Annotated in this window: 16 protein-coding genes and 1 tRNA gene; 11 read left to right on the top strand and 6 right to left on the bottom strand. The window is 67.7% G+C overall.

The window, feature by feature from the left end; translation table 11 throughout:
* Nucleotides 1-13 precede the first annotated feature (13 nt).
* A complete protein-coding gene (locus QRN53_RS09150) occupies nucleotides 14-1,135 on the top strand; it encodes a TIGR01906 family membrane protein (protein WP_285243697.1) in 1,122 nt (373 codons plus the stop codon).
* Here QRN53_RS09150 and QRN53_RS09145 read toward each other — a convergent pair.
* Together QRN53_RS09145 and QRN53_RS09140 are read right to left on the bottom strand one after the other, a co-directional pair.
* Nucleotides 1,126-2,955: an AMP-dependent synthetase/ligase gene (locus tag QRN53_RS09145; RefSeq protein ID WP_285243696.1), complete on the bottom strand. Its 1,830-nt coding sequence runs from the start codon at nucleotides 2,953-2,955 to the stop codon at nucleotides 1,126-1,128. The genes QRN53_RS09150 and QRN53_RS09145 overlap by 10 nt on opposite strands.
* A gap of 67 nt (nucleotides 2,956-3,022) precedes the next feature.
* Nucleotides 3,023-4,738: a dolichyl-phosphate-mannose--protein mannosyltransferase gene (locus tag QRN53_RS09140; protein ID WP_285243695.1), complete on the bottom strand. Its 1,716-nt coding sequence runs from the start codon at nucleotides 4,736-4,738 to the stop codon at nucleotides 3,023-3,025.
* A gap of 45 nt (nucleotides 4,739-4,783) precedes the next feature.
* On the opposite strand from QRN53_RS09140, the gene rsmI reads away from it, so the two are divergent.
* The gene (gene rsmI, locus QRN53_RS09135; RefSeq protein WP_285243694.1) at nucleotides 4,784-5,659 is read left to right on the top strand and encodes a 16S rRNA (cytidine(1402)-2'-O)-methyltransferase; all 876 of its coding nucleotides are present in this window, start codon (nucleotides 4,784-4,786) and stop codon (nucleotides 5,657-5,659) included.
* A gap of 184 nt (nucleotides 5,660-5,843) precedes the next feature.
* Nucleotides 5,844-7,343, top strand: coding sequence for an NAD-dependent succinate-semialdehyde dehydrogenase (locus QRN53_RS09130; protein ID WP_285243693.1), 1,500 nt, complete (start codon nucleotides 5,844-5,846; stop codon nucleotides 7,341-7,343).
* Nucleotides 7,344-7,404: 61 nt separating this feature from the next.
* Here QRN53_RS09130 and QRN53_RS09125 read toward each other — a convergent pair whose 3' ends face one another.
* Genes QRN53_RS09125 through QRN53_RS09115 form a run of 3 tightly spaced genes read right to left on the bottom strand, consistent with a single transcriptional unit; the run spans nucleotide 7,405 to nucleotide 12,514 of the window.
* Entirely contained in the window at nucleotides 7,405-9,948 is a 2,544-nt protein-coding gene (locus tag QRN53_RS09125) for a transglutaminase TgpA family protein (RefSeq protein ID WP_285243692.1), read from the bottom strand.
* Nucleotides 9,945-11,408, bottom strand: coding sequence for a DUF58 domain-containing protein (locus QRN53_RS09120; RefSeq protein WP_285243691.1), 1,464 nt, complete (start codon nucleotides 11,406-11,408; stop codon nucleotides 9,945-9,947). The genes QRN53_RS09125 and QRN53_RS09120 overlap by 4 nt, the downstream gene beginning before the upstream one ends.
* 8 nt (nucleotides 11,409-11,416) lie before the next feature.
* The gene (locus QRN53_RS09115) at nucleotides 11,417-12,514 is read right to left on the bottom strand and encodes an AAA family ATPase (protein ID WP_285243690.1); all 1,098 of its coding nucleotides are present in this window, start codon (nucleotides 12,512-12,514) and stop codon (nucleotides 11,417-11,419) included.
* A 163-nt stretch (nucleotides 12,515-12,677) separates the two neighbouring features.
* Here QRN53_RS09115 and QRN53_RS09110 point away from each other — a divergent pair, with 163 nt between their 5' ends.
* The 5 genes from QRN53_RS09110 (at nucleotide 12,678) to QRN53_RS09090 (ending at nucleotide 18,865) form a co-directional block, all read left to right on the top strand.
* On the top strand, nucleotides 12,678-13,580 hold the full coding sequence (locus QRN53_RS09110; protein WP_285243689.1) for a TatD family hydrolase: 903 nt from the start codon (nucleotides 12,678-12,680) through the stop codon (nucleotides 13,578-13,580).
* A 280-nt stretch (nucleotides 13,581-13,860) separates the two neighbouring features.
* Entirely contained in the window at nucleotides 13,861-15,033 is a 1,173-nt protein-coding gene (locus QRN53_RS09105) for a resuscitation-promoting factor (protein WP_285243688.1), read from the top strand.
* 109 nt (nucleotides 15,034-15,142) lie between these two features.
* Nucleotides 15,143-16,039 (top strand): 16S rRNA (adenine(1518)-N(6)/adenine(1519)-N(6))-dimethyltransferase RsmA, encoded by an 897-nt coding sequence (gene rsmA, locus QRN53_RS09100; protein ID WP_285243687.1) that lies wholly within the window; start codon nucleotides 15,143-15,145, stop codon nucleotides 16,037-16,039.
* Nucleotides 16,036-16,998, top strand: coding sequence for a 4-(cytidine 5'-diphospho)-2-C-methyl-D-erythritol kinase (locus QRN53_RS09095; RefSeq protein ID WP_285243686.1), 963 nt, complete (start codon nucleotides 16,036-16,038; stop codon nucleotides 16,996-16,998). The genes rsmA and QRN53_RS09095 overlap by 4 nt, the downstream gene beginning before the upstream one ends.
* 34 nt (nucleotides 16,999-17,032) lie before the next feature.
* A complete protein-coding gene (locus tag QRN53_RS09090) occupies nucleotides 17,033-18,865 on the top strand; it encodes an ABC-F family ATP-binding cassette domain-containing protein (protein WP_285243685.1) in 1,833 nt (610 codons plus the stop codon).
* 17 nt (nucleotides 18,866-18,882) lie between these two features.
* Here QRN53_RS09090 and QRN53_RS09085 read toward each other — a convergent pair whose 3' ends face one another.
* Nucleotides 18,883-19,509 (bottom strand): TetR/AcrR family transcriptional regulator, encoded by a 627-nt coding sequence (locus tag QRN53_RS09085; protein ID WP_285243684.1) that lies wholly within the window; start codon nucleotides 19,507-19,509, stop codon nucleotides 18,883-18,885.
* Nucleotides 19,510-19,643: 134 nt separating this feature from the next.
* Here QRN53_RS09085 and QRN53_RS09080 point away from each other — a divergent pair.
* The 3 genes from QRN53_RS09080 to QRN53_RS09070 all read left to right on the top strand — a co-directional run bounded on the left by QRN53_RS09080 (nucleotide 19,644) and on the right by QRN53_RS09070 (nucleotide 22,279).
* Nucleotides 19,644-19,715 (top strand) — tRNA-Gln (locus QRN53_RS09080).
* Between the two features lie 102 nt (nucleotides 19,716-19,817).
* Complete coding sequence (glmU, locus tag QRN53_RS09075; RefSeq protein ID WP_285243683.1) at nucleotides 19,818-21,296, top strand: bifunctional UDP-N-acetylglucosamine diphosphorylase/glucosamine-1-phosphate N-acetyltransferase GlmU; 1,479 nt, start codon at nucleotides 19,818-19,820, stop codon at nucleotides 21,294-21,296.
* Between the two features lie 2 nt (nucleotides 21,297-21,298).
* Complete coding sequence (locus QRN53_RS09070; protein ID WP_285243682.1) at nucleotides 21,299-22,279, top strand: ribose-phosphate diphosphokinase; 981 nt, start codon at nucleotides 21,299-21,301, stop codon at nucleotides 22,277-22,279.
* Nucleotides 22,280-22,393: the final 114 nt, after the last annotated feature.

Raw genomic sequence — 22,393 nt, 5'->3', positions numbered from 1 at the left:
AAGTGACGCTGCTGTGAACGACGAAACACCGGCCCGCGCCAAAAGCGATGCGCCGCAGCCGGAACCACTCCTGGACACCTCCGGGGATTCCGACGAGCCCGCGTTTTCCTGGCTGACACCAGCCGGCAAGACGTCCGGCCGGGAAGAAGCTGTGGAGGAAGCCAAAGCACCGCAGCCCGACAGCAGGGCGGGCCGCCGGGCGGCCGAAGCCGCCGTCGGCTCTTCCGGCAACGGGTCTCCGGCCGCAGGATCCACGCCGGCAACTGCCGGAACCTCCGCTGATAAGCCCCGCGACACTGCCAGCCCGCAAGTCTTCAAGGAACCGTTGCCCACCTCCGCCCTGTCTGTCCGGCCGCCCGAGGAAGAGGTGGAGCGCCGCAACGCCCAGCGCGAAAGCGCCGCCAACGCCAAACCCGTGGCACCGCGCGTCATGCAGGTCGTGCTGGCCATCATCTACCCCTTCATCCTCCTGATCCTGGCCGTCCGCGCCGTGACCAGCCCGCTCTTCCTGTGGGTGGAGTACAACCGTCCCGGCTTCCCCGGCGACGGATACGGCTTCAGCACCGACGACAGGATGTCCTACGGTTCCTACGCCGTGGACTACCTGAGCAACTGGGCCGGACCGCGGTACCTCGGAGACCTTGTGCTGCGCGGCGGCGAAAAGCTCTTCAAAGACGGTGAGGTCAGCCACATGGCTGACGTCAAGGTGGTCATCCTCTCCACCTTCGGCGCCGGCGCCGCGCTGCTCATCCTCGCCCTGATCGCCATCGTTTACCTCCGCAAGCGCAGCACCGGCGGAATCCGGCGTGCCCTCTTCGCCGGTTCGATCATTACCCTGGTGCTGATCCTGAGCCTGGGCACGCTGGCGGCCCTGGGCTGGCAGCAGTTCTTCACGGAATTCCACCGGATCTTCTTTGCCGACGGGTCCTGGACCTTCAGCCTGGACGACACCCTGATCCGGTTGTTCCCGAGCCAGTTCTGGATCGACGCCGGCATCGGCATCGGCGCGATGGTGCTCCTGGCGTCCATCCTCACGCTGGTGCTGACCTGGCCCACCCGCCGCCGTCGCGGCATTGTCCGGGAGAACGCAGCCGCCGACGCGGCCGCGGAGCCGGCTCCGGCGGTTCAGCCGTAGATCTTGGCGATCTCCGCCTGATACTCCTGGACCACGGCGGCCCGCTTCAGTTTCAATGATGGCGTCAGGTGCCCGGATTCCACGCTGAATTCGGTGTCGAGCAGCGTGAAGGTGCGCACCGACTCGGCTTTGGACACCAACTGGTTGGCCAGGTCCACCGCTTCCTGCACGGCGGCCAGGACCTGGGGATCGCTGGTGGCTTCACTGAGGGCGAGCGGTGGCAGGCCACGCTCCGACCGCCAGTTGGCCACCCCTTCCGGATCAAGGGTGAGCAACGCGGACACGAACGGCTTCCCGTCTCCCACCAGCACCGCATGGCCCACCAGCTGATGGGTCCGGATCTTCTCCTCCAGCGGGCCGGGCGCCACGTTCTTACCGCCCGCGGTGACCAGCAGGTCCTTCTTCCGGCCGGTGACGGTGAGGAATCCGTCCTTGTCCAGCACACCGAGGTCTCCGGTCCGGAAGAATCCGTCCACGAAGGCCTCGGCGTTCGCGGCAGGGTTTGCGTGGTAGCCGCGGAACACGCCAATGCCCTTGACCAAAATCTCGCCGTCCTCGGCTACCCGGATGGTGGTCCCGGGTACGGGAATCCCCACCGTGCCCACTTTGGTGCGGGACGGGGTGTTGGCTGTGCAGGGTGCCGTGGTTTCGGTCAGCCCGTAGCCTTCCAGGACGGGAATGCCCACGCCTCGGAAGAAGTGAGCGTCATCCAGTGCGAGGGGACTGGCTCCGGACACGGTGTATCCCACCTCGCCGCCCAGCGCCTGCCGCAGACGGGGATACACCAGCCGGTCGAACAGTCCGTGCCGCACGCGGTTGAGCAGGCCGGGCCCCGGACCCTCTCCCCGGCTCTGCCGGTCCTGCTCACGTGAGTACTCGATGGCTGCCGCCGATGCCGCCTCGAACAGCCGGCCCTTGCCCGCCACTGCGGCTTTGTGCGCCGCGGTTGCCCGGACTTTCTCGAAGATCCGGGGCACCACCAAAAGGAACGTTGGCCGGAACGAACCCAGGTCCTCCAGCAGTTGGTCGGCGCCGGGGGTGTGCCCCAGGGTGGCCCCGGCGGTAAGGCACACGACCTGCACGGCCCGGGCCAGCACGTGGGCCAACGGCAGGAACATCAGCGTGCGGGCTTGGTCCCTTTGCAGGATTTCGGGCAGGAACGCAACGATGTTCTTGGCCACCAGCGCGAAGTTCCCGTGCGTGATTTCGCATCCCTTGGGCTTGCCAGTGGTGCCCGACGTGTACACCAGGGACGCGAGGTCGTCCAGGCCGGCGCGGCTGCGCTGCCGCTCCAGCTCGGCGTCGCTGACTCCGGCGCCTGCTGCGGCAAGGCTGGCAAGGTCCGGGGCCTCGCCGTCGTAATCCATCCGCACCACGTTGACCAGGCGGTCCCTGAGCGCGGCAGAGCCGGCCAGGACGCCGGCCACGAGCTGGACCGTGTCGTGGTCGCCCGCGAACACGCGGCGGACCCCGGCGTCCTGGATGATCCACTCCACCTGGCTGGCGGATGACGTTTCGTAGATGGGCACGGTGACGCCGCCTGCGAACCAGATGGCAAAGTCCACCAGGGTCCACTCATAGGAGGTGCGGGACATCACGGCCACCGTGTCGCCGGGCTCAAGGCCGCCGGCGATGAGCCCCTTGGCCAGGGCGCTGACGTCCTGGAGGAACTTTTGCGCGGAAACGTCCACCCAGCCGTTCGGGCCTTTGCGCCGGTACAGGGCGTGGGCGGGGTTGGTGGCATGCTGCTCCAGCAGCAGGTCAGTCACGTTGCTGTTGGCATCAAGCTCAACCAGCAGTTCCGTGCTCGCTTCTCTCACAGCAGGTCTCCGTTTCCGCTGCCACGCCGCGGCGGCGGCTCTATCAGGTCTCTGTTGCCATCCTGCCCTAGATCCAGGACGGCATCCACATCCGGACTTTCCAGTCGACGTAGGGGATGACTTCGGCCGTCCAGATCGGGTAGAAGAACGCCGACAGCAGGACGGCAGCGGCAAGGTACAGCGCTACCAGGTACAGGCCGGAGCGGCGCCGCCAGGGCGGGTCGGTGGCGCGGCCCAGCACCAGGCCCAGGCAATACACCAGGGCAAGGATCAGGAACGGCTCAAAGGACACTGCGTAGAAGTAGAACATGGTGCGCTCGGGGTACATGAACCACGGCAGGTATCCTGCGGCCACGCCCGCCAGCACCGCGCCCGCGCGCCAGTCCCGGCGTCCCGCCCACCAGAACAGCAGGACCACCAGCGAGATGGCCGCTGCCCACCAGATCAGGGGGTTTCCCACGGACAGGATGGCGGAGGTGCACTTTTCCACGTCGCAGCCCGGGGTGCCCTGGGGTGGGGACTCATAGAAGAACGACGTCGGCCGTCCCATTACCAGCCAGCTCCAGGGGCTTGCCTGGTACGGGTGCTCGGAGCTCAGGCCCTGATGGAACTTGTACGCTTCCAGGTGGTAGTGGATAAGGGACCTGACGGAGTCGGGGAGCCAACCCCACTCGGTGGAGGGATTGCTCTCCGCCCAGTGGCGGAAGTAGGCGTTGTCGGAGAGGAACCAGCCCGTCCATGTGGCCGAGTAGACAATGCCGGCCACGGGTACCAACCCGCCGAAGGCCGGGATGCCGTCCCGGATGACACCGCCACTGATCCAGCCCCGGATGCCCGCGACACGCCGCGCGTTGAGGTCCCACAGCACCGTGAGGATGCCGAATCCGGCGAGGAAGAAGAGGCCGGACCATTTGGTGCCCACTGCCAGGCCCAGGCAAATTCCGGCGGCGATCCGCCACCAGCGGACGCCAAGCCAGGGCCCGGCCAGCAGGGCCCCGCCCGGCGGTTGGCCGCCGTTCGCGGCAGCAGTTCGCGCCAGCCGTGCTGCCAGCCGGCGCCGGCCGTCGTCCCGGTCCATGAGCAGGGCACCGAACGCTGCAAGGATCCAGAACGTCAGGAAGATGTCCAGCAGCGATGTGCGGGACATCACCAGGTGGTGGCCGTCGACGGCGAGGAGCAGGCCCGCCGCACCCGCCAGCGGAAGCGATCGGAACAGTTTTAAGGCCACCAGCGACACCAGCAGCACCGTGAGTGTCCCCGTGAGCGCCGCGGCGAAGCGCCAGCCGAAGGGATTGTCGGGACCGAAGAGCCACATGCCCGCGGCGATCATCCATTTACCCACCGGGGGATGGACGACGTATTCCGGGGTGTTCAGCAGGACATCGGGGTTGCCGGTATTGAATGAGTCATTGGCCTTGTCCGGCCAGCTCCGCTCATAGCCGCTGATCAGGTAGGAGTACGCATCCTTGACGTAGTACGTCTCGTCGAACACCAATTTGTGCGGCACCTCGAGACGCACGAACCGTAGGACCCCGCCGATGAGCGCCGTCAGGACCGGGACCAGGACGAACCACAGGCGCAGGGACGGCGGGTGGTCGCGCCAGGAAGCATGCGTACCCACGAGCCGTGCCGTCAGGGCCTGGACGGTGAATGCCTCATCCGGCCGGCTGATCCACCGATGGGCCTGTTGCGTGGCGGTTGCCGCGGCTCCGGCGGCGGAGGGCGGCGGGGTGGGTTCACCGGCGCCGGCCGGCCGGGTCGAGGTCTGCGTCACGAGCCCCATGCTACCTTTTGCGGCTGGAAGACCCGGCAGCAGTAGGCTTGACGGGTGGACCCGAACCCCAGCACCCTTCCTGATCCAGGCCCCTCGACGACGGGACGGATCGTCCTTGCCGCCACTCCGATCGGGAATACCGGTGATGCTTCCGCCCGGCTTGTTGAACTGCTGGGCACCGCCGACATCGTGGCGGCAGAAGACACCCGGCGCCTGCACCGCCTGGTCCAGAGCCTGGGCGTCGCAGTGACGGGCCGGGTGATCAGCTACCACGAACACAATGAGGCCACCAGGACGGCGGAGCTCCTTGACCAGGTGCGGGCGGGCAGCACGCTGGTCATGGTGACGGACGCCGGCATGCCGGCCGTCTCGGACCCCGGCTTCCGGCTGGTGGAGGGCGCCATCGCTGCGGGGCTTCCGGTCACTGCCGTCCCGGGTCCCTCCGCGGTCCTCACGGCCTTGGCGCTGTCCGGCCTGCCGACGGACAGGTTCTGCTTTGAAGGGTTCCTCCCGCGCAAGGCGGGCGAACGGGCGTCGCGCCTGGCCGATCTCTCCGCGGAGCGCCGCACCATGGTGTTCTTCGAAGCCCCGCACCGCCTCGAGGCCATGCTCCGCGCCCTGCGCGAGCGTTTCGGTCCGGACCGGCCCATCGCCGTGTGCCGTGAACTGACCAAGACGTACGAGGAAGTGATCCGCGGAACCATCGGTGAACTCCTTCAGTGGGCCGAAGGCAATGAGGTGCGCGGCGAGATCGCGGTGGTACTCGGCGGGGCTCCGGAGCAGGCGGCCGGGAAACCCGAGGACCATGTAGCCGCCGTCAACGAGCTGGTGGCCCAGGGCATCCGGCTCAAGGAGGCAGTGGCTGCGGTTGCCGAGGACGTCCGCGTCAGCAAGCGCGAGCTCTACTCGGCCGTCCTCGCCGCCCGGTAATGCCGGGTCACTGAACTCCGTCCGCAGCTGTGCAGGTGCACAGCATCCAGCCCAAGCGGCAGTGCGCAACGGCGTAGACCGGGGGAGGGGCCCGCAGTAGTCTGGCTGTTAATCAGCCCAATGATCCCGGTCACTCCGGCCGCGGCGCAGGGCTGCCAGAAACCCTACTGACGAGGGAGTCATCGTGACTGTCACTGCACAGCCGGCCGTTACCGCCGAGCGCGAAACCCGGCTTTTGGCCTCCGTTCCGACCGGACTGCTCATCAACGGTGAGTGGCGCGACGCAGCCTCCGGCAAGACGTTCGACGTCGAGGATCCCGCCACCGGGAAGGTGCTGCTGAGCATCGCCGACGCCGGCGCCAAGGATGCCGCCGCAGCCTTGGACGCCGCTGCAGCGGCCCAGGAATCCTGGGCCAAGGTGCCGGCGCGTGAGCGCGGTGAAATCCTCCGCCGCGCTTTCGAACTGGTCACTGAACGGGCCGAGGACTTTGCGCTGCTGATGACCCTGGAAATGGGCAAGCCGCTGGCCGAGGCCCGGGGCGAAGTCACCTACGGTGCCGAGTTCCTGCGCTGGTTCTCCGAGGAAGCCGTCCGGGCGTTCGGCCGGTACTCGGTCTCCCCGGATGGCAAGTCCCGGCTGCTGGTGACCAAGAAGCCGGTGGGCCCGTGCCTGCTGATCACGCCGTGGAACTTCCCGCTGGCGATGGCCACCCGCAAGATCGCTCCCGCTGTGGCCGCCGGCTGCACCATGGTGCTGAAGTCCGCCAACCTGACGCCGCTGACGTCCCAGCTGTTCGCCGCCGTCATGCAGGAAGCCGGCCTGCCCGCCGGGGTCCTGAACCTCATCCCCACCTCCACGGCCGGGGAAACCACGGGGCCCCTGATCAAGGACTCCCGGCTGCGCAAGCTCTCCTTCACCGGCTCCACCGAGGTGGGCCGACGCCTGCTCTCCGACGCTTCCGGCACCGTACTGCGCACCTCCATGGAACTTGGTGGCAACGCCCCGTTCCTGGTCTTCGAGGACGCGGACCTGGACGCTGCGGTGACCGGTGCAATGCTGGCGAAATTGCGCAACATGGGCGAGGCCTGCACTGCGGCGAACCGGTTCATCGTGCACGAGTCCGTGGCCGCCGAATTCGCGGAGAAGTTCGCTGCGAAGATGAAGGACATGACCACGGCCCGCGGCACCGAACCGGAGTCCAAGGTGGGTCCGCTGATCGATGCCAAGAGCCGGGACAAGGTCCACGAGTTGGTCTCTGACGCCGTTGCCTCCGGTGCGACGGCGGTCCTGGGCGGCGCACCGGTTGAGGGCCCGGGCTACTTCTACCAGCCCACCATCCTCTCCGGCGTCTCCGAAGGCACCCGTATCCTCTCGGAGGAAATCTTCGGACCCGTCGCCCCGATCATCACCTTCTCCACCGAGGACGAAGCCGTGCGGCTGGCCAACAACACCGAATACGGGCTGGTGGCGTATGTCTTCACGAAGGACCTCAACCGCGGTATCCGGATGGGTGAGCGGCTCGAGACCGGCATGCTCGGCCTGAACGCAGGCGTCATCTCCAACGCCGCGGCACCGTTCGGTGGCGTCAAGCAGTCCGGCCTGGGCCGTGAAGGCGGGCTCGAAGGCATCGAGGAATACCTCTACACCCAGTACATCGGCATCGCCGACCCCTACGCGGGATAGCTCCGGCGGTTCCATGACCGCCTGTGCCGGCCGGGATTCTTCCCGGCCGGCACTTTTGCGTTCAGCCCCTGCCCGGCCGGCGAACGCCGTCGTCCGCCGGTGCCGCCGGCCGGCCCGCCAACTGTGCCCCGGACTTTCCAGCGGCACTCCTGTGTCGGGAATGCGCGGCCGCATGGAAGACGCTCCGGACGCCGCTGCCGGCGGCCCTGAACGGCAAGCCCAGCAGCAGCCCCAGGCGGCGGATGACCGACGGCGGAAGCCAGGCCGCCCGCAGGCGGCGGGGCAGGGTGGAATTCTGCCGGAGGGAGTCCTCCAGGGCGGCGACCCCGGCCTGGATGTCCTGGCCGGCCGGGTGCCCCCGCTGGCCGTTTGGCGGCACATCGTTATCCGGGCGTCCGTAGCGGTGGTGCTCGAAAGCGGACGTCAGCATGGCCACGGCCTGGTGCGCTTCGCGGTCCAAGCCGCCAGGTTCGCCCAGCAGCGTTTGCCGGAACCTGGCCGCATACGCCCTGGGAGTCTCGCTGGGCGCAGCCAGCACTCCGTAATCGGTGCCAAGGTCCGTCAGTTCGTTCCACGCCAGCGGGACGGCCTGGTCCGGGGACCGCGGGTTCAACCGCCGCGTCCGCGTACCGGAACGGACCAGGTGCGGTGCGGCCGCCAGGAGCAACACGCCCAGCACGGCGGCAGCGCCGAGGAGCCACGGCAGCACCCGGGCCGAATCGCCCTCGCCGCTGCCCGTGCCTCCGGGGACCGGCGACGCGGTGGCGCTCGGGGAGGCGGAGGGCGCGGGGGCGGCGTCGGGGACGAGGCCGTCATTGTTGCCCAGGGTATCCGGGACGGTGGGGGCCGGCGCGTCGGTGGCGTAGTCAGGGACCACGCCCCGCGACGGCGTAGGTTCGAACGGCACCCAGCCCAGGCCCTGGAAGTACAGCTCGGGCCACGCGTGGGCGTCGCGGGCGTCAGCCTCGTATTCCGGAAGCGCACCTTGCCCGGCCACGGCGATGGTCGCCCCGGTCAGCCTGCCCGGGGCGTATCCGACGGCGATCCTGCTGGGGATTCCTTCCAGCCGCGCCATCACAGCCATGGCGGAGGCGTAGTGGATGCAGTATCCGCTCTTTTGCTGGAGGAAATCCGCCAGGACAGAAAGGCCGTTTCCGTCATAGCCACCTTGGACCGGGGACTGGAGCGAATACGTGAACTCGGATGAGCGCAGGTACTTCTGGATGGCCATGGCCTTCTGGTATGGCGTTCCTGCGGCGCCGGCCACCTTATTGGCGGTGGTCTTGACGATGTCCGGGACATTGCCGGGAATCCGGCTGAAGTCGTCAGGGATACCCCGGACAGGTCCGGACGCCTGGGCCAGGATCGCGGCCGAGAGCTTCGGCTGCGTCGACGTCACGACGTACTCCTGGCGCCGGGTGGTGGTGTCGGTGCCCTTAATGCTCAGGGTGGCAGGGTCCCACGTCCATTCGCCGCCGAGGCCCCGGACGGTCTCAGGCGCATACGGGACCGGCAGGTAAGGGCTCGTGAAGGAACCGGTGTCGATGGCGGTAACCAGGCGCACCTGCTCGTCCGCGAAGACTGCGTATCCGGGGTCGATCCGCCCGTCCAGCGGGACCCGGGACGCGGTGCGGTCGTCAGGACCCCACGAGTCGCCGTCGAAGTTGTCCACCGTGACGGAACGGAGGTAGAGCGGGGTGGTGGAATTGGTGGCATAGGTGATCCGTCCGCTGCCGTCCGGTGCGCGGAGGCTGCTGCCCAGCGTGATCATCGGGTTCAGGCCGGTGGTGCCGCCCCACGGGTTGAGCCTGGACCCTTGTGGGAACGTGCCCTGGTCGAAGCCGGGAATGGCCAGCGGCAGCAACAGGGTGGCCACCATGGCCGCGGCCCCGGTCAGCGCTGCGCGCCTGGCCAGGCCGGGGTTGCGGGGCGCGCCGGACTGCAGCCTTCCGTCCGGGGCAAACCGCTGGCTGCAGGCCAGGATCAACAGGTAGCCGGCCGCGGTGGCAGCGAAGCTCCACATGCCCACGCTCTGGGGCTTGATCATGGCGGGAACCACCAGCAGCGCCAGCAGGCCAACCCCGGAGGCGGCGGGCATGCGGAGGGGCACCGCCAGGGCATCGACCAGGATGACGGCCAGGCCAAGCACCGCACATACCACCATGACGATTCCGGCGTTGGGCGCCACGGGCGCCGTCTCCGACAGGACGGTCTCGCTGGCCCGCCGCATCAACCGGTCAAGGTCGGGGAGCGTGGCGCCGGTCGGAAAAACCCACAGGAAACTTGAATTGCGGAAGAAGGTCAGCGTCATGACGGCGGCCAAGGAGATGAACCCGCCTGCCGTGACCAGGAGGGGCTGGGCGCGGACCGTACGCAGGGCTGCGAGGGAAGTGCTGACCACCAGCACGGTGGTCAGCACGGGCCAGAACCAGTTCCAGCCGCGAAGGACGCCGTTCAGCGAGAGGGCCGCCCCGCAGACAGCCACCGAAATCGCCACCGCCATCGCCCACGGGTAAACGCCGGCACGCGCACGCCCGGGAGGCGGTGCAGGCTGGTGGTGGGCTTCATGCCCGGTGCCTGAAGGCCGGGCGGGTGCCAGTGTCATGTGGCTACTCCTGCTCCGCGGCGGACTTCTGACGCCGGTGCCACGGGCACGGCAGGGTCCTCGTCGATCTGCCCCCATATTGCCGCAAGCCCGGCGTGCGGCGTCACTGCGGCAGCGCGCCAGCCGTTCGTCCGGAGTATGTCCAGCACGCCGTGGAAATCGGCCGGCTTCTCGACGGCCAGGAGGGCGTATGCGTTGGTGCCGTACGCTGCAGCCGGAGCCAGCGCCCTCGCCTCCTCGGCACTGATCCTTCCCAGCACGGCGATCAACGGTCCGCGCATTCGGTGTGCGGCCAGCTTGTCCATCAGCTGGTCGTCGAAGGCCGACGGCTCCTGCTCGGCGGCCGGGGTCCTCCCTCCGCCGGCGGCCCGGTGCCGCCTGTTCCGGCCCTGGGCGTCCCGGGCCGGAGTGTCCCGCCGCGGGTGGGACGGTCCGGACAGGTGGATCGCTGCGAGGCTCTCGGCTATGGACTGCAACCCGGAGGTGCCGCTGAACTCTTCGGCCCCGGGCTCGGGGGACGACGGTGAGTGCAGGAAGGCCGGGTTGCCGCCCGCGTCGAGGATGCGGAGGCTGTAATTGCGTTCCGCCAGGTGGGCGCTGACGGACATGGCGGCGATCACCGACCATTCAAAGGTTTCGCTGGTGGCCAGTCCGTGCCCGTTTCGTCCGGGCAGCCCGGGCATCGTTGTCGCGGAGTGGCCGCCAAACGCGCCGGAACGATGGTCCAGGATGATGGTGGCTTCCGGCGTGGTGACGGATTCCTCCTGGCGGACCATCAGTTCCCCGTGCCTCGCGGTGGCGGCCCAGTGGACCCGGCGCATGGGGTCACCGTGCCGGTATTCGCGGGTCATGACGTCGTCATCGCTCGGATTTGCGCGGGTGCGGGTGGCGGTGACGCCGTCGTTGCCCCGCGCCCCGTCCAGGGCCGTGGCTGGCAACACGACGGCGGCCGGCGTCACGGTGAGGACATCGCCGTCGTCAATGGTCTGGCGATGGAGCGAGAGTCCGAACGGGTCGGTGAACTCCGCCGTGACCGGCCCGATCCGGAACAGGCCGCGGTAGCCCGACGTCAGGTGGTATTCGTAGCGGCTGGTTCCGCCCGCTGCGGAACGGGAAGGAAACCGGAAGGCCGGCGCCTGGCCAAAGTGTGGGGGCAGCCGCTCCTCCATGGTCACCTGGCCTGTTCCCGGTCCCGTCCGGCCCACCGCGAGGTGGACGATGGCCGGCGCGGACGTTTCCACCGGCGAGGGGTTGAACTCGCGGAACACCCGGAACTTCGGTTTCACCAGCCGGATCCCGGCCAGGGAGACCAGCGGCAGTACCAGCAGCAGCAGCGCCAGTGTCAGCAGGTCCCGGCGCCCCATCACCTGGGCGGCGGCCAGTGCGAACGCCCCGGAGGCAAGCATGCCCCAGCCGCGCCTGGTGAACAGGTGCCGGGGAAGCTTGTCCAGGAGCGCCATGGTCTGCCCTAGCGGTTCCTGCCGCCGGCCGCCGCCGGCCGCGGTGCCTGCCCCGGGGGCGCTTGCGGAACGGGCAGGCGGGAGAGGATTCCCTGCAGGACGCTGTGCGGGGTTTCGCCCGCACCGGCGGCCTTCCGGTCGACAATGATCCGGTGCGCCAACACGGCCTCGGCTACCCCTGCGACGTCGTCCGGGACAACGAAATCCCGTCCGTCCAGCGCGGCCGTGGCCTTGGCCGCACGCAGCAGCTGCAGCATGGAACGGGGGCTGGCCCCCAGCCGGAGCAGGGGGCTTTCCCGGGTGGCGCGGCCCAGGGACACCGTATATTCCTTCACGGCCCCGGATACGTAGACCTGCTGGACGGTGGTGGTCATGGCCGCCACGTCGGATGCCGTCACCACGGGGCTGACGGTGGCCAGCGGCGATACCGCCTGGTGGGTCTCAAGCATTTCGATCTCGGCTTCCTTGTCCGGATAGCCCATGGAGATCCTGGCCATGAAGCGGTCCCGTTGTGCCTCAGGCAGGGGGTACGTCCCTTCCATCTCGATGGGGTTCTGGGTGGCCACCACCATGAAGGGTTCATCAAGCTTGTAGGTGTTGCCGTCCACCGTCACCTGGTGCTCCTCCATGCACTCAAGCAGGGCGGACTGCGTCTTGGCAGAGGCGCGGTTGATCTCATCGCCGATCACGATGTTCGCAAACACGGCACCGGGCCGGAATTCAAAGAGCCGGGAGGCCTGGTTGTAGATGGAAACCCCGGTCACGTCAGAGGGCAAGAGGTCCGGGGTGAACTGGATGCGGTTGACGGTGCAGTCGATGGTCCGGGCGAGTGTCTTGGCCAGGAGGGTCTTTCCGACGCCGGGCACATCCTCCACCAGCAGGTGGCCCTGGGCGAGCAGGACAGTCAGCGCCAGCTTGGCGGCATCCGACTTCCCGTCGATCACCGTGTTGACGGTGGTGAGGATGCGTTGGGCCGCGGAATGGAAGGACTCCGGCTCCATGGCGGCGGGCCGGTGCCCGTTCAGACGGCTGACGGCATCCGTGACGCCGGCCAGGTTCAGGTTCGGTGCGCTCCCATTGTTGGCAGTGCGTCGGTGGGGTTCCATCGGCAACCTTTCAGCCCGGGTTTCACCTGGACGGGACAGCAAGCCTGCCTTCGCCCGTCGGTGGGCGTGCGCGTGTGTTCGTTCCAGATTACTAACACAACTGCCGTGCCTGACAGAGAGTTCCGGCAAATATGCGCCCGCTTTCGGCCGCTAGGCTGGTTGGATGTGCAATCCGCTGACTCCCGCCGCCTACCGGGTCCCTGACACTGGCCCCACGGACCCGGAAGCTTCGCCGCGCAAGCAGTATCCGCCCGCGCCGGAACCCCTGCCTGTACCGGTCATGGACAACCACACCCACCTGGACTTCCCTGATGGAACGGCGCCGGTGGGGATCAAGGCCGCGCTCGACGCGGCGGCAGCGGTGGGGGTCCAGGGGGCGGTCCAGGTGGGCTGTGACCTGGCATCGTCGCGGTTCACGGTGGAAGCCGTGGACCAGGACCATCGGCTCCTGGGGGCCGTGGCCCTGCACCCCAACGATGCTCCGCACTATGCCGCCAGGGGAGAACTGGAGGTCGCCCTCGCCGAGATCGAACGGCTCGCAGCGCATCCGAGGGTCCGCGCGATCGGCGAGACGGGGCTGGACTTCTACCGGACTGAAGGTGAGGGACTGCGGCACCAGGAGCACTCCTTCCGGCGCCACATTGACATCGCCAAGCGACTGGACCTCACCCTCCAAATCCACGACCGGGACGCGCACGACGACGTGGTGCGGGTGTTGCGGGAGGAAGGTGCACCGGACAGGGTGGTATTCCATTGCTTCTCCGGCGACGAGAATCTGGCCAGGACCTGCAACGAAGAGGGCTGGTGGATGTCCTTCGCCGGCACCCTGACCTTCAAGAACGCCGCGAACCTTCGCGCCGCGCTCGCCGTCGCCGACCGCCAACTCATCATGGTGGAAACGGATGCACCGTTCCTGACGCCGCATCCGCACCGGGGGCGGCCAAATGCCAGCTACATGGTCCCGTACACGGTCCGGGCCATGGCAGAATTGACAGGCTCCGACCTCGCCGGCCTGTGTAACGCCATCAGCGAAAATACCGTGCGGGCATACGGATCCTGGGACTAAAATCCCACCCCGTTCCGTAATCGAGGACCATACCTGGTATGCAAAAATGTTGGTCGCTTTATAACGCTACGGTTACAGTGGACAACTATTAGCCGGGGTCGGGGAAGGCCAACGGGTAATTTCGCTCCAACCGCAGCCGCTCCGGGCACGCCAGTGTCCGGCCATCCCGCTGTGGGGAGTGTGGCGGTGCATCGATGCCCGGACGTTCTTTTTGAGCTTGCTCCGGGCATTCCTTTGCGCGATTCCCCGTGCCCGGATAGACCTAGAGTTACGGGCAATCGTGATCAAGTTCTTCACAACGGACGGCAAGTTCAGCTATATCAAGGTTGGCGCCCAACTTCTGGTGCTCTGCGGCCTCGTCGCAGGCCTCGTGGCTTTCGTGGGCAATAACAAAACAATCACGCTCAACGTGGACGGCAAAGCCTCGTCCGTGCAGTCCTTTGGTGGAACAGTGGCGCAGGTGGTCAAGAGTGCCAACCTGGACCTGAAGCCCGGTGACCGCGTATCGCCGTCCCTGGACGCTTCCGTGCAGAACGGCACCGTCATCAACGTCAACCAGGCCAAAGAGGTCAAGGTCAGCCTTGACGGGGCCGAAAAGACGGTCAACACCACCGCCCAGGACGTCGAAGGCCTCGTTACCGAGCTTGGTGTCGCCAGCGCATCGGCTGTCTCCGTGCCCAAGGATGCCACGCTCGCACTGGCCGGTTCATATGTCTCCATTTCCACACCCAAGACCGTCAGCATCGTCGCCGACGGCAAGGTGAACACCGCCACCACCACGGCCGCAACCGTGGGCCAGGTCCTTGCGGATTCCGGTGTCACCCTCGGCGCCAACGACCGCTCCTCCCAGCCGGCCAACGCCAATGTGGTGAACAACATGGTCATCAAGGTCTCCCGGGTGGACACCAGCCAGACCGCCGTTACCAGCGAAGACGTGCCCTTCGACACCGTCACCGCCGAGAGCGCCGACATGCTCAAGGGTGACAAGCAGGTGACCCAGGCTGGGGCGGCCGGGAAGATTGAGCGCACCTTCAAGCTGGTGCTTGTTGACGGCCGGGAAGCATCGCGCACCCTCGTCTCCGAGAACGTCGCCGTCCAGCCGGTCACCGAAAAGGTCACCGTGGGCACCAAGGCCAAGCCCGCCGTCGAAGCCGCCCCCGCTGCAGCACCCGCAGGCGCCAACACCGGTGCAGCCGCGCCGGCCATGATGAACGAAGCCATGTGGGACAAGATCGCCCAGTGTGAGTCCACCGGAAACTGGAGCATCAACAGCGGCAACGGCTACTACGGCGGCCTCCAGTTCGACATCCGCACGTGGATTGGAGCCGGCGGCGGCGCGTACGCCCCGAACGCCAGCCTGGCCACCAAGGCCCAGCAGATCGACATCGCCAACCGTGTCTACGCCCAGCGCGGGCTCTCACCGTGGGGTTGCGGCTGGGCAGCCAGCAGCTGATTCAACGGACAAGCACGACGCCCACAGCGTGGCCGGGCCCGGACAACCGGGCCCGGCCACTGCCGTTAAGCCGACAGGGCGGAGCTGCCGCGCGGGATAGGATACCTAGGTGACTGAACCGATCCCCGCCGTGCCCGCACCATTGTTCGGCGCCTCCGACATCCGCCGGCTGGCAGAGGAAATCGGGATCCGTCCCACCAAAACCCTGGGCCAGAACTTCGTCATCGACGGCAACACCATCAGGCGGATCGTCACTGCCGCCGGAGTGGGGCCGGACGAGACCGTCCTCGAGGTCGGCCCGGGCCTTGGGTCCCTGACCCTGGGGCTGCTCGACGCAGCGGCGGCCGTCGTCGCCGTCGAAATCGATCCCGTCCTGGCCGCGAAGCTTCCGGAAACCGTCAAGGAATGGCGCCCGGCCGCAGCCAACGCGTTCCACCTGGTACACGACGACGCCATGAAGGTCACCGAACTGCCCGTCGAACCCACCGCCCTGGTGGCCAACCTGCCCTACAACGTGGCGGTCCCGGTGGTGTTGCACCTGCTGCAGCATTTCCCCAGCCTGCAGCACGGACTGGTGATGGTGCAGGACGAGGTAGCGGACCGCTTGGCCGCCGGGCCGGGATCCAAGACCTACGGTGTACCGTCCGTCAAGGCCGCCTGGTACAGCCAGATGCGCAAGGCCGGCGTGATCGGCATGAACGTCTTTTGGCCAGCCCCGAAAATCCACTCCGGCCTCGTGGCCTTTACCCGCCGCGAACCGCCGGCCACCACTGCCACCCGCGAACAAGTGTTCGCCGTGGTGGACGCCGCGTTCGCCCAGCGCCGCAAGACCCTGCGGGCCGCCCTCGCCGGCTGGGCAGGCGGCGCCCCGGAAGCCGAACGCTGCCTGGTTGCCGCGGGCGTGGACCCCACCGCCCGGGGCGAGGTCATCGACATCCAGGCCTTCGCCAGGATCGCCGAAGCCAAGGAATCCACGATCGCCGAAGCCAAGGAATCACGGCCGTGAATGCCCCAGCGGGCCGTTTCGCGGCCAGGACCGTCAGGGTCAAAGCTCCGGGCAAGGTCAACGTATCCCTGGCGGTGGGGCCGCTGCGTCCGGACGGCTACCACTCCGTCGCCAGCGTGTACCTCGCGGTATCCCTCTACGAGGAAGTTGCCGCCACCAGCACCGCGACTCCCGGGATCACGCTCAGCCTGAGCCCGGAAAGCACCCTGGACCTCGACGCCGTCGACATCCCCCTGGACAGCAACAACCTGGCCTACAAGGCGGCCGCCATCATGGCGGATGTCTCCGTGCACGCCACCGGCGTGCACCTGGAAATCACCAAGCGCGTCCCGGTCGCCGGTGGCATGGGTGGCGGCTCCGCCGACGCCGCGGCCACGCTCCTGGCCTGCGACGCGCTCTGGAACAGCGGACTGTCCCGGGAAGAGCTGGCACACCTTGCCGCGGAACTGGGAGCGGACGTTCCGTTCTCGCTGCTCGGCGGCACCGCCGTGGGATTGGGTTTGGGTGACAAACTGTCCCCGGCGCTGGCCAAGGCGCAAACCCACTGGGTGCTGGTGTTGGCCGAGTACGGCTTGTCCACCCCGGAGGTGTACCGCACCCTCGACAGTCTTCGGGACGCCGAAGGCGTCACGGCGGACGAACCCACCGGCGTGGATCCGCATATCCTGGCGGCCCTGCGCGGCGGCGACGCCGGATCCCTGAGCCGCGTATTGGTCAACGACCTGCAGCGTGCCTCCATCTCCCTGGCCCCGGCCCTGCGCGATACGCTGGGCATCGGCGAATCCCACGGCGCGATCGCCGGAATCGTGTCCGGTTCCGGCCCCACCGTGGCCTTGCTTGCCGACGATCCCGTGGCGGCCGAGGCACTGGCCGAGGACCTTCGGCACCAGGGCCTGGCAGCCCTCCACGTGCACGGCCCGGTCCCCGGGGCGCGCATCATCTCCGACACGCACCACTAGACCCTTTTAGTTCGGCAGCAGAAAGCAGTTCCTTTTGGCACACCTTCTTGGCGGCGAGAACCTCACAGTCTCCTACGCGACCCGCACCGTCCTGGACGGCATTACCCTGGGCCTTGAGGAAGGCGACCGGATCGGCATGGTGGGCCGGAACGGCGACGGCAAGTCCACGCTGATGCGGCTGCTGGCCCTGCGCTCCACACCGGATTCGGGCCGGGTCACCAAGCGCGGCGACGTCAATGTCGGGTACTTGGACCAGAGCGACGTGCTCGACGGCGACCTGACCGTGGGTGCCGCGATCGTGGGGGACCAGGCGGATTATGAGTGGGCACGCAACCCGCAAATCCGCGAGATCATGGGCGGCCTGGTGTCAGACGTCGACTGGCATGCCAACGTGCACGCCCTCTCCGGCGGGCAGAAGCGCCGGGTGGCCCTGGCCAAGCTGCTCATCGAGGACCACGACGTCATCATGCTCGACGAACCCACCAACCACCTCGACGTCGAAGGCGTCGCCTGGCTTGCCCGGCACCTGAAAACCCGCTGGAGGGCCAACCAGGGCGCCTTCCTGGTGGTCACCCACGACCGCTGGTTCCTCGACGAAGTCTGCAACAAGACCTGGGAAGTGCACGACGGCATCGTGGACCCCTTCGAAGGAGGTTACGCGGCGTATGTCCTGGCCCGTGCCGAGCGCGACCGGATGGCGTCCGTGGTTGAAAGCAAGCGCCAGCAGCTGGTCAAGAAGGAACTGGCATGGCTGCGCCGCGGCGCCCCGGCCCGGACCGCCAAGCCCAAGTTCAGGATCGAGGCCGCCAACGCCCTGATCGCCGATGTCCCTGAGCCGCGCGACTCCATGGCGCTGAACAAAATGGCCACGGCCCGCCAGGGCAAGGACGTCCTGGACCTGGAAAACATCTCCCTGAACTTCCGGGGCGGCGACGCCGGCCGGAAGCTTTTTGACAACATCACCCTCCGCCTCGCCCCGGGGGAGCGGCTGGGGCTGGTGGGCGTCAACGGGGCCGGCAAGACCACCCTCCTGAAGCTGCTCAACGGCGAGATCACGCCCGACGCCGGGAAACTCAAGCGCGGGAAGACCGTGGTCACCGCGGTTCTCACCCAGGAGGTCAAGGAGCTCGACGACGTCGCGGACCTGCGCGTCATCGAGGTCATTGAGAGGGAGAAGCGTTCGTTCAACGTGGGCGGCAGGGAATTCACCGCGGGCCAGCTGGTGGAGCAGCTCGGCTTCACCAACCAGAAGCAGTGGACCCCGGTGAAAGACCTCTCCGGCGGTGAGCGGCGCCGGCTGCAGCTGCTGAGGCTGCTGGTGGGGGAGCCCAACGTCCTGATGCTTGACGAGCCCACCAACGACCTCGACACCGACACCCTCGCCGCCGTGGAGGACGTCCTGGACGGCTGGCCCGGCACCCTGGTGGTGGTCAGCCACGACCGCTACCTGCTCGAACGCGTCACCGACCACCAGATGGCCCTCCTGGGCGACGGGAAGCTCCGCGGCCTGCCCGGCGGCGTGGACCAGTACCTTGAGCTGCGCGAGGCCGCCCTGGCCGGCTCCACCGTGACCGGCGGCGGGAACCCCGTCACCAGCGCCGGTCAGGCGCAGGCCGCCGGTGGTTCCGGCGTTGGTCCCTCGGAGGCCGAGAAGCGTGAAGCCCGCAAGGCCCTCAACAGGATCGAGCGGCAGATCAAGAAGCTGGACCAAGAGGAAAAGAAGCTTCACGACTTGATGCTGAAGACCACCGAGGCCGGCGACTTCGACAAGCTCGCGGACCAGAACAAACAGCTCAAGAACCTCACGGACGAAAAAGACGCCTTGGAAATGGAGTGGCTGGAGGCCTCGGAACTCCTGGGCGACTGACCGCCTGGCCGAGGGACTTACCCTCCAGACTGCAGCTCCGGGTCCTTCTGGAGGCCGGTCAGGCCGTTCCAGGCCAGGTTGACCCGGTGCGCGGCAACGGTTTGCTTGTCCGGCTGGCGGCTGTCCTGCCACCATTGGCCGGTCATGGCCACCATGCCCACCAGCATCTGGGCGTACATGGCGCCGTCCTCACCACTGAAGCCGCGGCGCGAGAACTCATCCGAGAGGATGTGTTCCACGCGGGCGGTCACGTGGGAGAGCAGGGTGGAGAAGGCGCCCTCGGGCTGGGACGGGGGAGCGTCGCGCATGAGGATCCGGAAGCCCTCGGTGCGCTCCTCGATGTAGGTCAGCAGGGCCAGGGCGGCGCGTTCGACGAGGACGCGGGGTTTGGCTTCCTCGGTGAGGGCCGTGTTGATGGAGTCCAGGAGGATGTGGAACTCACACTCCACCACTTGCGTGTACAGCCCTTCCTTGGATCCGAAGTGCTCGTAGATGACCGGCTTGGACACGCCTGCGCTGGCAGCAATCTCCTCGATGGTGGTCCCGTCGAGCCCGCGTACGGCGAAAAGGCCCCGGCCGACGTCGATCAACTGTCGGCGACGCTGCAGGCCGGTCATCCGCATCCGCGGCAGGTTGTTGCTCACATTCCCATCATGCCGCACCGGCCGCGGGCCTGATTCCGCCCGGCCGGCAGGGCAGAACCGGCCGGTGTCGCGCGGTGCCCTGAACCCGTGGCAAAATAGGGACTTGTGCCCGGGCCTTGAGTCCTCCGGCACGGTCCGCTCTGGTGTAACGGCAGCACCCCGGCCTTTGGAGCCGTGGAGTATAGGTTCGAATCCTATGGGCGGAACTGCTGTGCGAGGAGCGTTCAGTAGGAGGCACCCGGTGCCGGGCGGACATGGCCGCCGGACACCGCAAAGCGCCAGCACAACCTAGCAAGGAGAGCCCGTACGTGATCCCCGAGAATGCCGGCCCGGCCGCTGTAATCGTTCTGGCAGCAGGCGCCGGTACCCGGATGAAATCGCGTACCCCCAAGATCCTCCACGAAATCGGCGGCCTGTCCATGGTGGGCCACGCCCTCCGGGCGGCCCGCAGCATCAACCCCCAGCGGCTTGCCATCGTGGTGCGCCACGAACGGGACCTGGTGGCCGGTCATGTAGCGGCACTGGATCCTGAGGCCGTCATCGTGGACCAGGACGACGTGCCGGGCACGGGCCGGGCCGTGGAGGCCGCGCTTGAGGCGCTCCACGCGGAAAAGGACCTGGCCGGTACGGTGGTGGTCACCTACGGCGATGTGCCCCTGCTGTCGGGTGACCTGCTGACCGAACTGGTTGCCACCCACGAACGCGATGGCAACGCCGTCACCGTCCTCACCGCGATCCTGGACGACGCCACCGGCTACGGCCGCATCCTTCGGGGCGAGGATGGCTCCGTCACCGGGATCCGCGAGCACAAGGATTCGTCCGAGGCAGAGCGGCTGATCCGCGAAGTCAACTCCGGCATCTACGCCTTCGACGCCGCTGTGCTCCGCGACGCCCTCGGCAAGGTCACCACCGACAACGCGCAGGGCGAAAAATACCTCACCGACGTCCTGTTCCTGGCACGTGCCGCGGGAGGCCGGGTTGCCGCCGTCGTCACCGCCGACCGCTGGCAGGTGGAAGGCGCGAACGACCGCGTCCAGCTGGCCGCCCTCGGCGCCGAACTGAACCGCCGCACCGTCGAAGCCTGGATGCGCGCAGGCGTCACGGTGGTGGACCCGGCCACGACGTGGATCGACGCGTCCGTCACGCTGGACGAGGACGTCCGGCTGCTGCCCAACACGCAGCTTCACGGCGCCACCACCGTGGCGAGGGACGCCGTCGTCGGCCCCGACACCACCCTGACCGATGTCACGGTCGGCGAGGCCGCAACGGTGGTCCGCACCCACGGCTCCGGAGCCGTGATCGGCGCCCACGCCGGCGTCGGCCCCTTCACCTACCTGCGGCCGGGCACCGTCCTGGGCGAGCAGGGCAAGATCGGCGCCTTCTACGAAACCAAGAACGTCACCATCGGCCGGGGATCGAAGTTGTCGCACCTGGGCTACGCGGGCGACGCCGAAATCGGCGAAGACACCAACATCGGCTGTGGAAACATCACGGCAAACTACGACGGCGAGAAGAAGCACCGCACGATCATCGGCTCGGGCGTGCGTACAGGCTCCAACACCGTCTTCGTGGCGCCGGTCACCGTGGGGGACGGTGCCTACAGCGGCGCCGGCGCGGTGATCCGCAAGGACGTACCGGCCGGCGCACTTGCAGTGAGCGTCGCCGCACAGCGCAACGCCGAAGGCTGGGTCCCCGCGAACCGTCCGGGAACCCGCTCCGCCGAACTGGCCCAGGCGGCCACCCCAAAATCCTCCAGTACCCCGGCATCTACAGAAGAGGGCAAGTAACAATGAGCGAAATTACGGCGCACGGCGAAAAGAAGCTGGTGCTCGCCACCGGGCGGGCCCATCCGGAGCTGGCCCGGGAAATCGCCAAGGAACTCGGCACTGACCTGCTGCCCGTAGATGCCTACGACTTCGCGAACGGCGAAATCTACGTCCGCGCGGGTGAAAGCGTCCGCGGCACCGACGCCTTCGTGATCCAGGCCCACCCTGCACCGCTGAACAACCACCTGATGGAACAGCTGATCATGATCGATTCGCTGAAGCGGGCCTCCGCCAAGCGCATCACCGTGGTCTCCCCGTTCTACCCCTACGCACGGCAGGACAAGAAGGGCCGCGGCCGCGAGCCCATCTCCGCCCGCCTGGTGGCAGACCTCTACAAGACCGCCGGCGCGGACCGTATCATGAGCGTTGACCTGCACACCTCCCAGATCCAGGGCTTCTTCGACGGTCCCGTGGACCACCTGATGGCCATCCCGCTGCTCGCCGACTACATCCGCACCCGGGTGGACGCCGAAAACATCACCGTTGTCTCCCCGGACACCGGTCGCGTCCGGGTGGCCGAGCAGTGGGCCGAACGCCTGGGCGGCGCGCCGCTGGCCTTCGTGCACAAGAGCCGGGACCTCACTGTCCCCAACCAGGCTGTCTCCAAGACGGTTGTGGGCCAGATCGAAGGCCGGACCTGCGTGCTGATCGATGACATGATCGACACCGGCGGAACCATCTCAGGCGCTGTGAATGTGCTGAAGAACGCGGGGGCCAAGGACGTCATCATAGCGGCAACTCACGCCGTCTTCTCCGAGCCGGCCGCCCGGCGCCTCTCCGAGTCCGGTGCCCGCGAAGTGGTGGTTACCAACACCCTGCCACTCACCGCTTCCCAGCGCTTCCCGCAGCTGACCGTGCTGTCCATTGCGCCGCTGATCGCCCGCGCCATCCGCGAAGTGTTCGACGACGGTTCGGTCACCAGCCTCTTCGACGGCAAGGCGTAGCAACCGCAGGCTGGGCCTGCCGAAACCCCACCTTGCGGTTTCGGCAGGCCCAGCGCTGTTTCAAGGAAACCCGCCCGGCGCTGGTAGGATTGACCCCGATACCTTGGCGAGGGA

It is taken from the genome of Pseudarthrobacter sp. fls2-241-R2A-127 (assembly GCF_030209355.1).
Taxonomy (GTDB): Bacteria; Actinomycetota; Actinomycetes; order Actinomycetales; family Micrococcaceae; genus Arthrobacter.
Note: the sequence above shows the minus strand (reverse complement) of the source record. Positions and strands in the feature narration are given on the sequence as shown.

Excerpts from the sequence above, each read along its gene's own strand:
- QRN53_RS09140 (WP_285243695.1), bottom strand. The coding sequence starts at position 4,738 with ATGGGGCTCGTGACGCAGACCTCGACCCGGCCGGCCGGCGCCGGTGAA.
- QRN53_RS09125 (WP_285243692.1), bottom strand. The coding sequence starts at position 9,948 with ATGACACTGGCACCCGCCCGGCCTTCAGGCACCGGGCATGAAGCCCAC.
- QRN53_RS09120 (WP_285243691.1), bottom strand. The coding sequence starts at position 11,408 with ATGGCGCTCCTGGACAAGCTTCCCCGGCACCTGTTCACCAGGCGCGGC.
- QRN53_RS09115 (WP_285243690.1), bottom strand. The coding sequence starts at position 12,514 with ATGGAACCCCACCGACGCACTGCCAACAATGGGAGCGCACCGAACCTG.
- QRN53_RS09110 (WP_285243689.1), top strand. The coding sequence starts at position 12,678 with ATGTGCAATCCGCTGACTCCCGCCGCCTACCGGGTCCCTGACACTGGC.
- QRN53_RS09070 (WP_285243682.1), top strand. The coding sequence starts at position 21,299 with ATGAGCGAAATTACGGCGCACGGCGAAAAGAAGCTGGTGCTCGCCACC.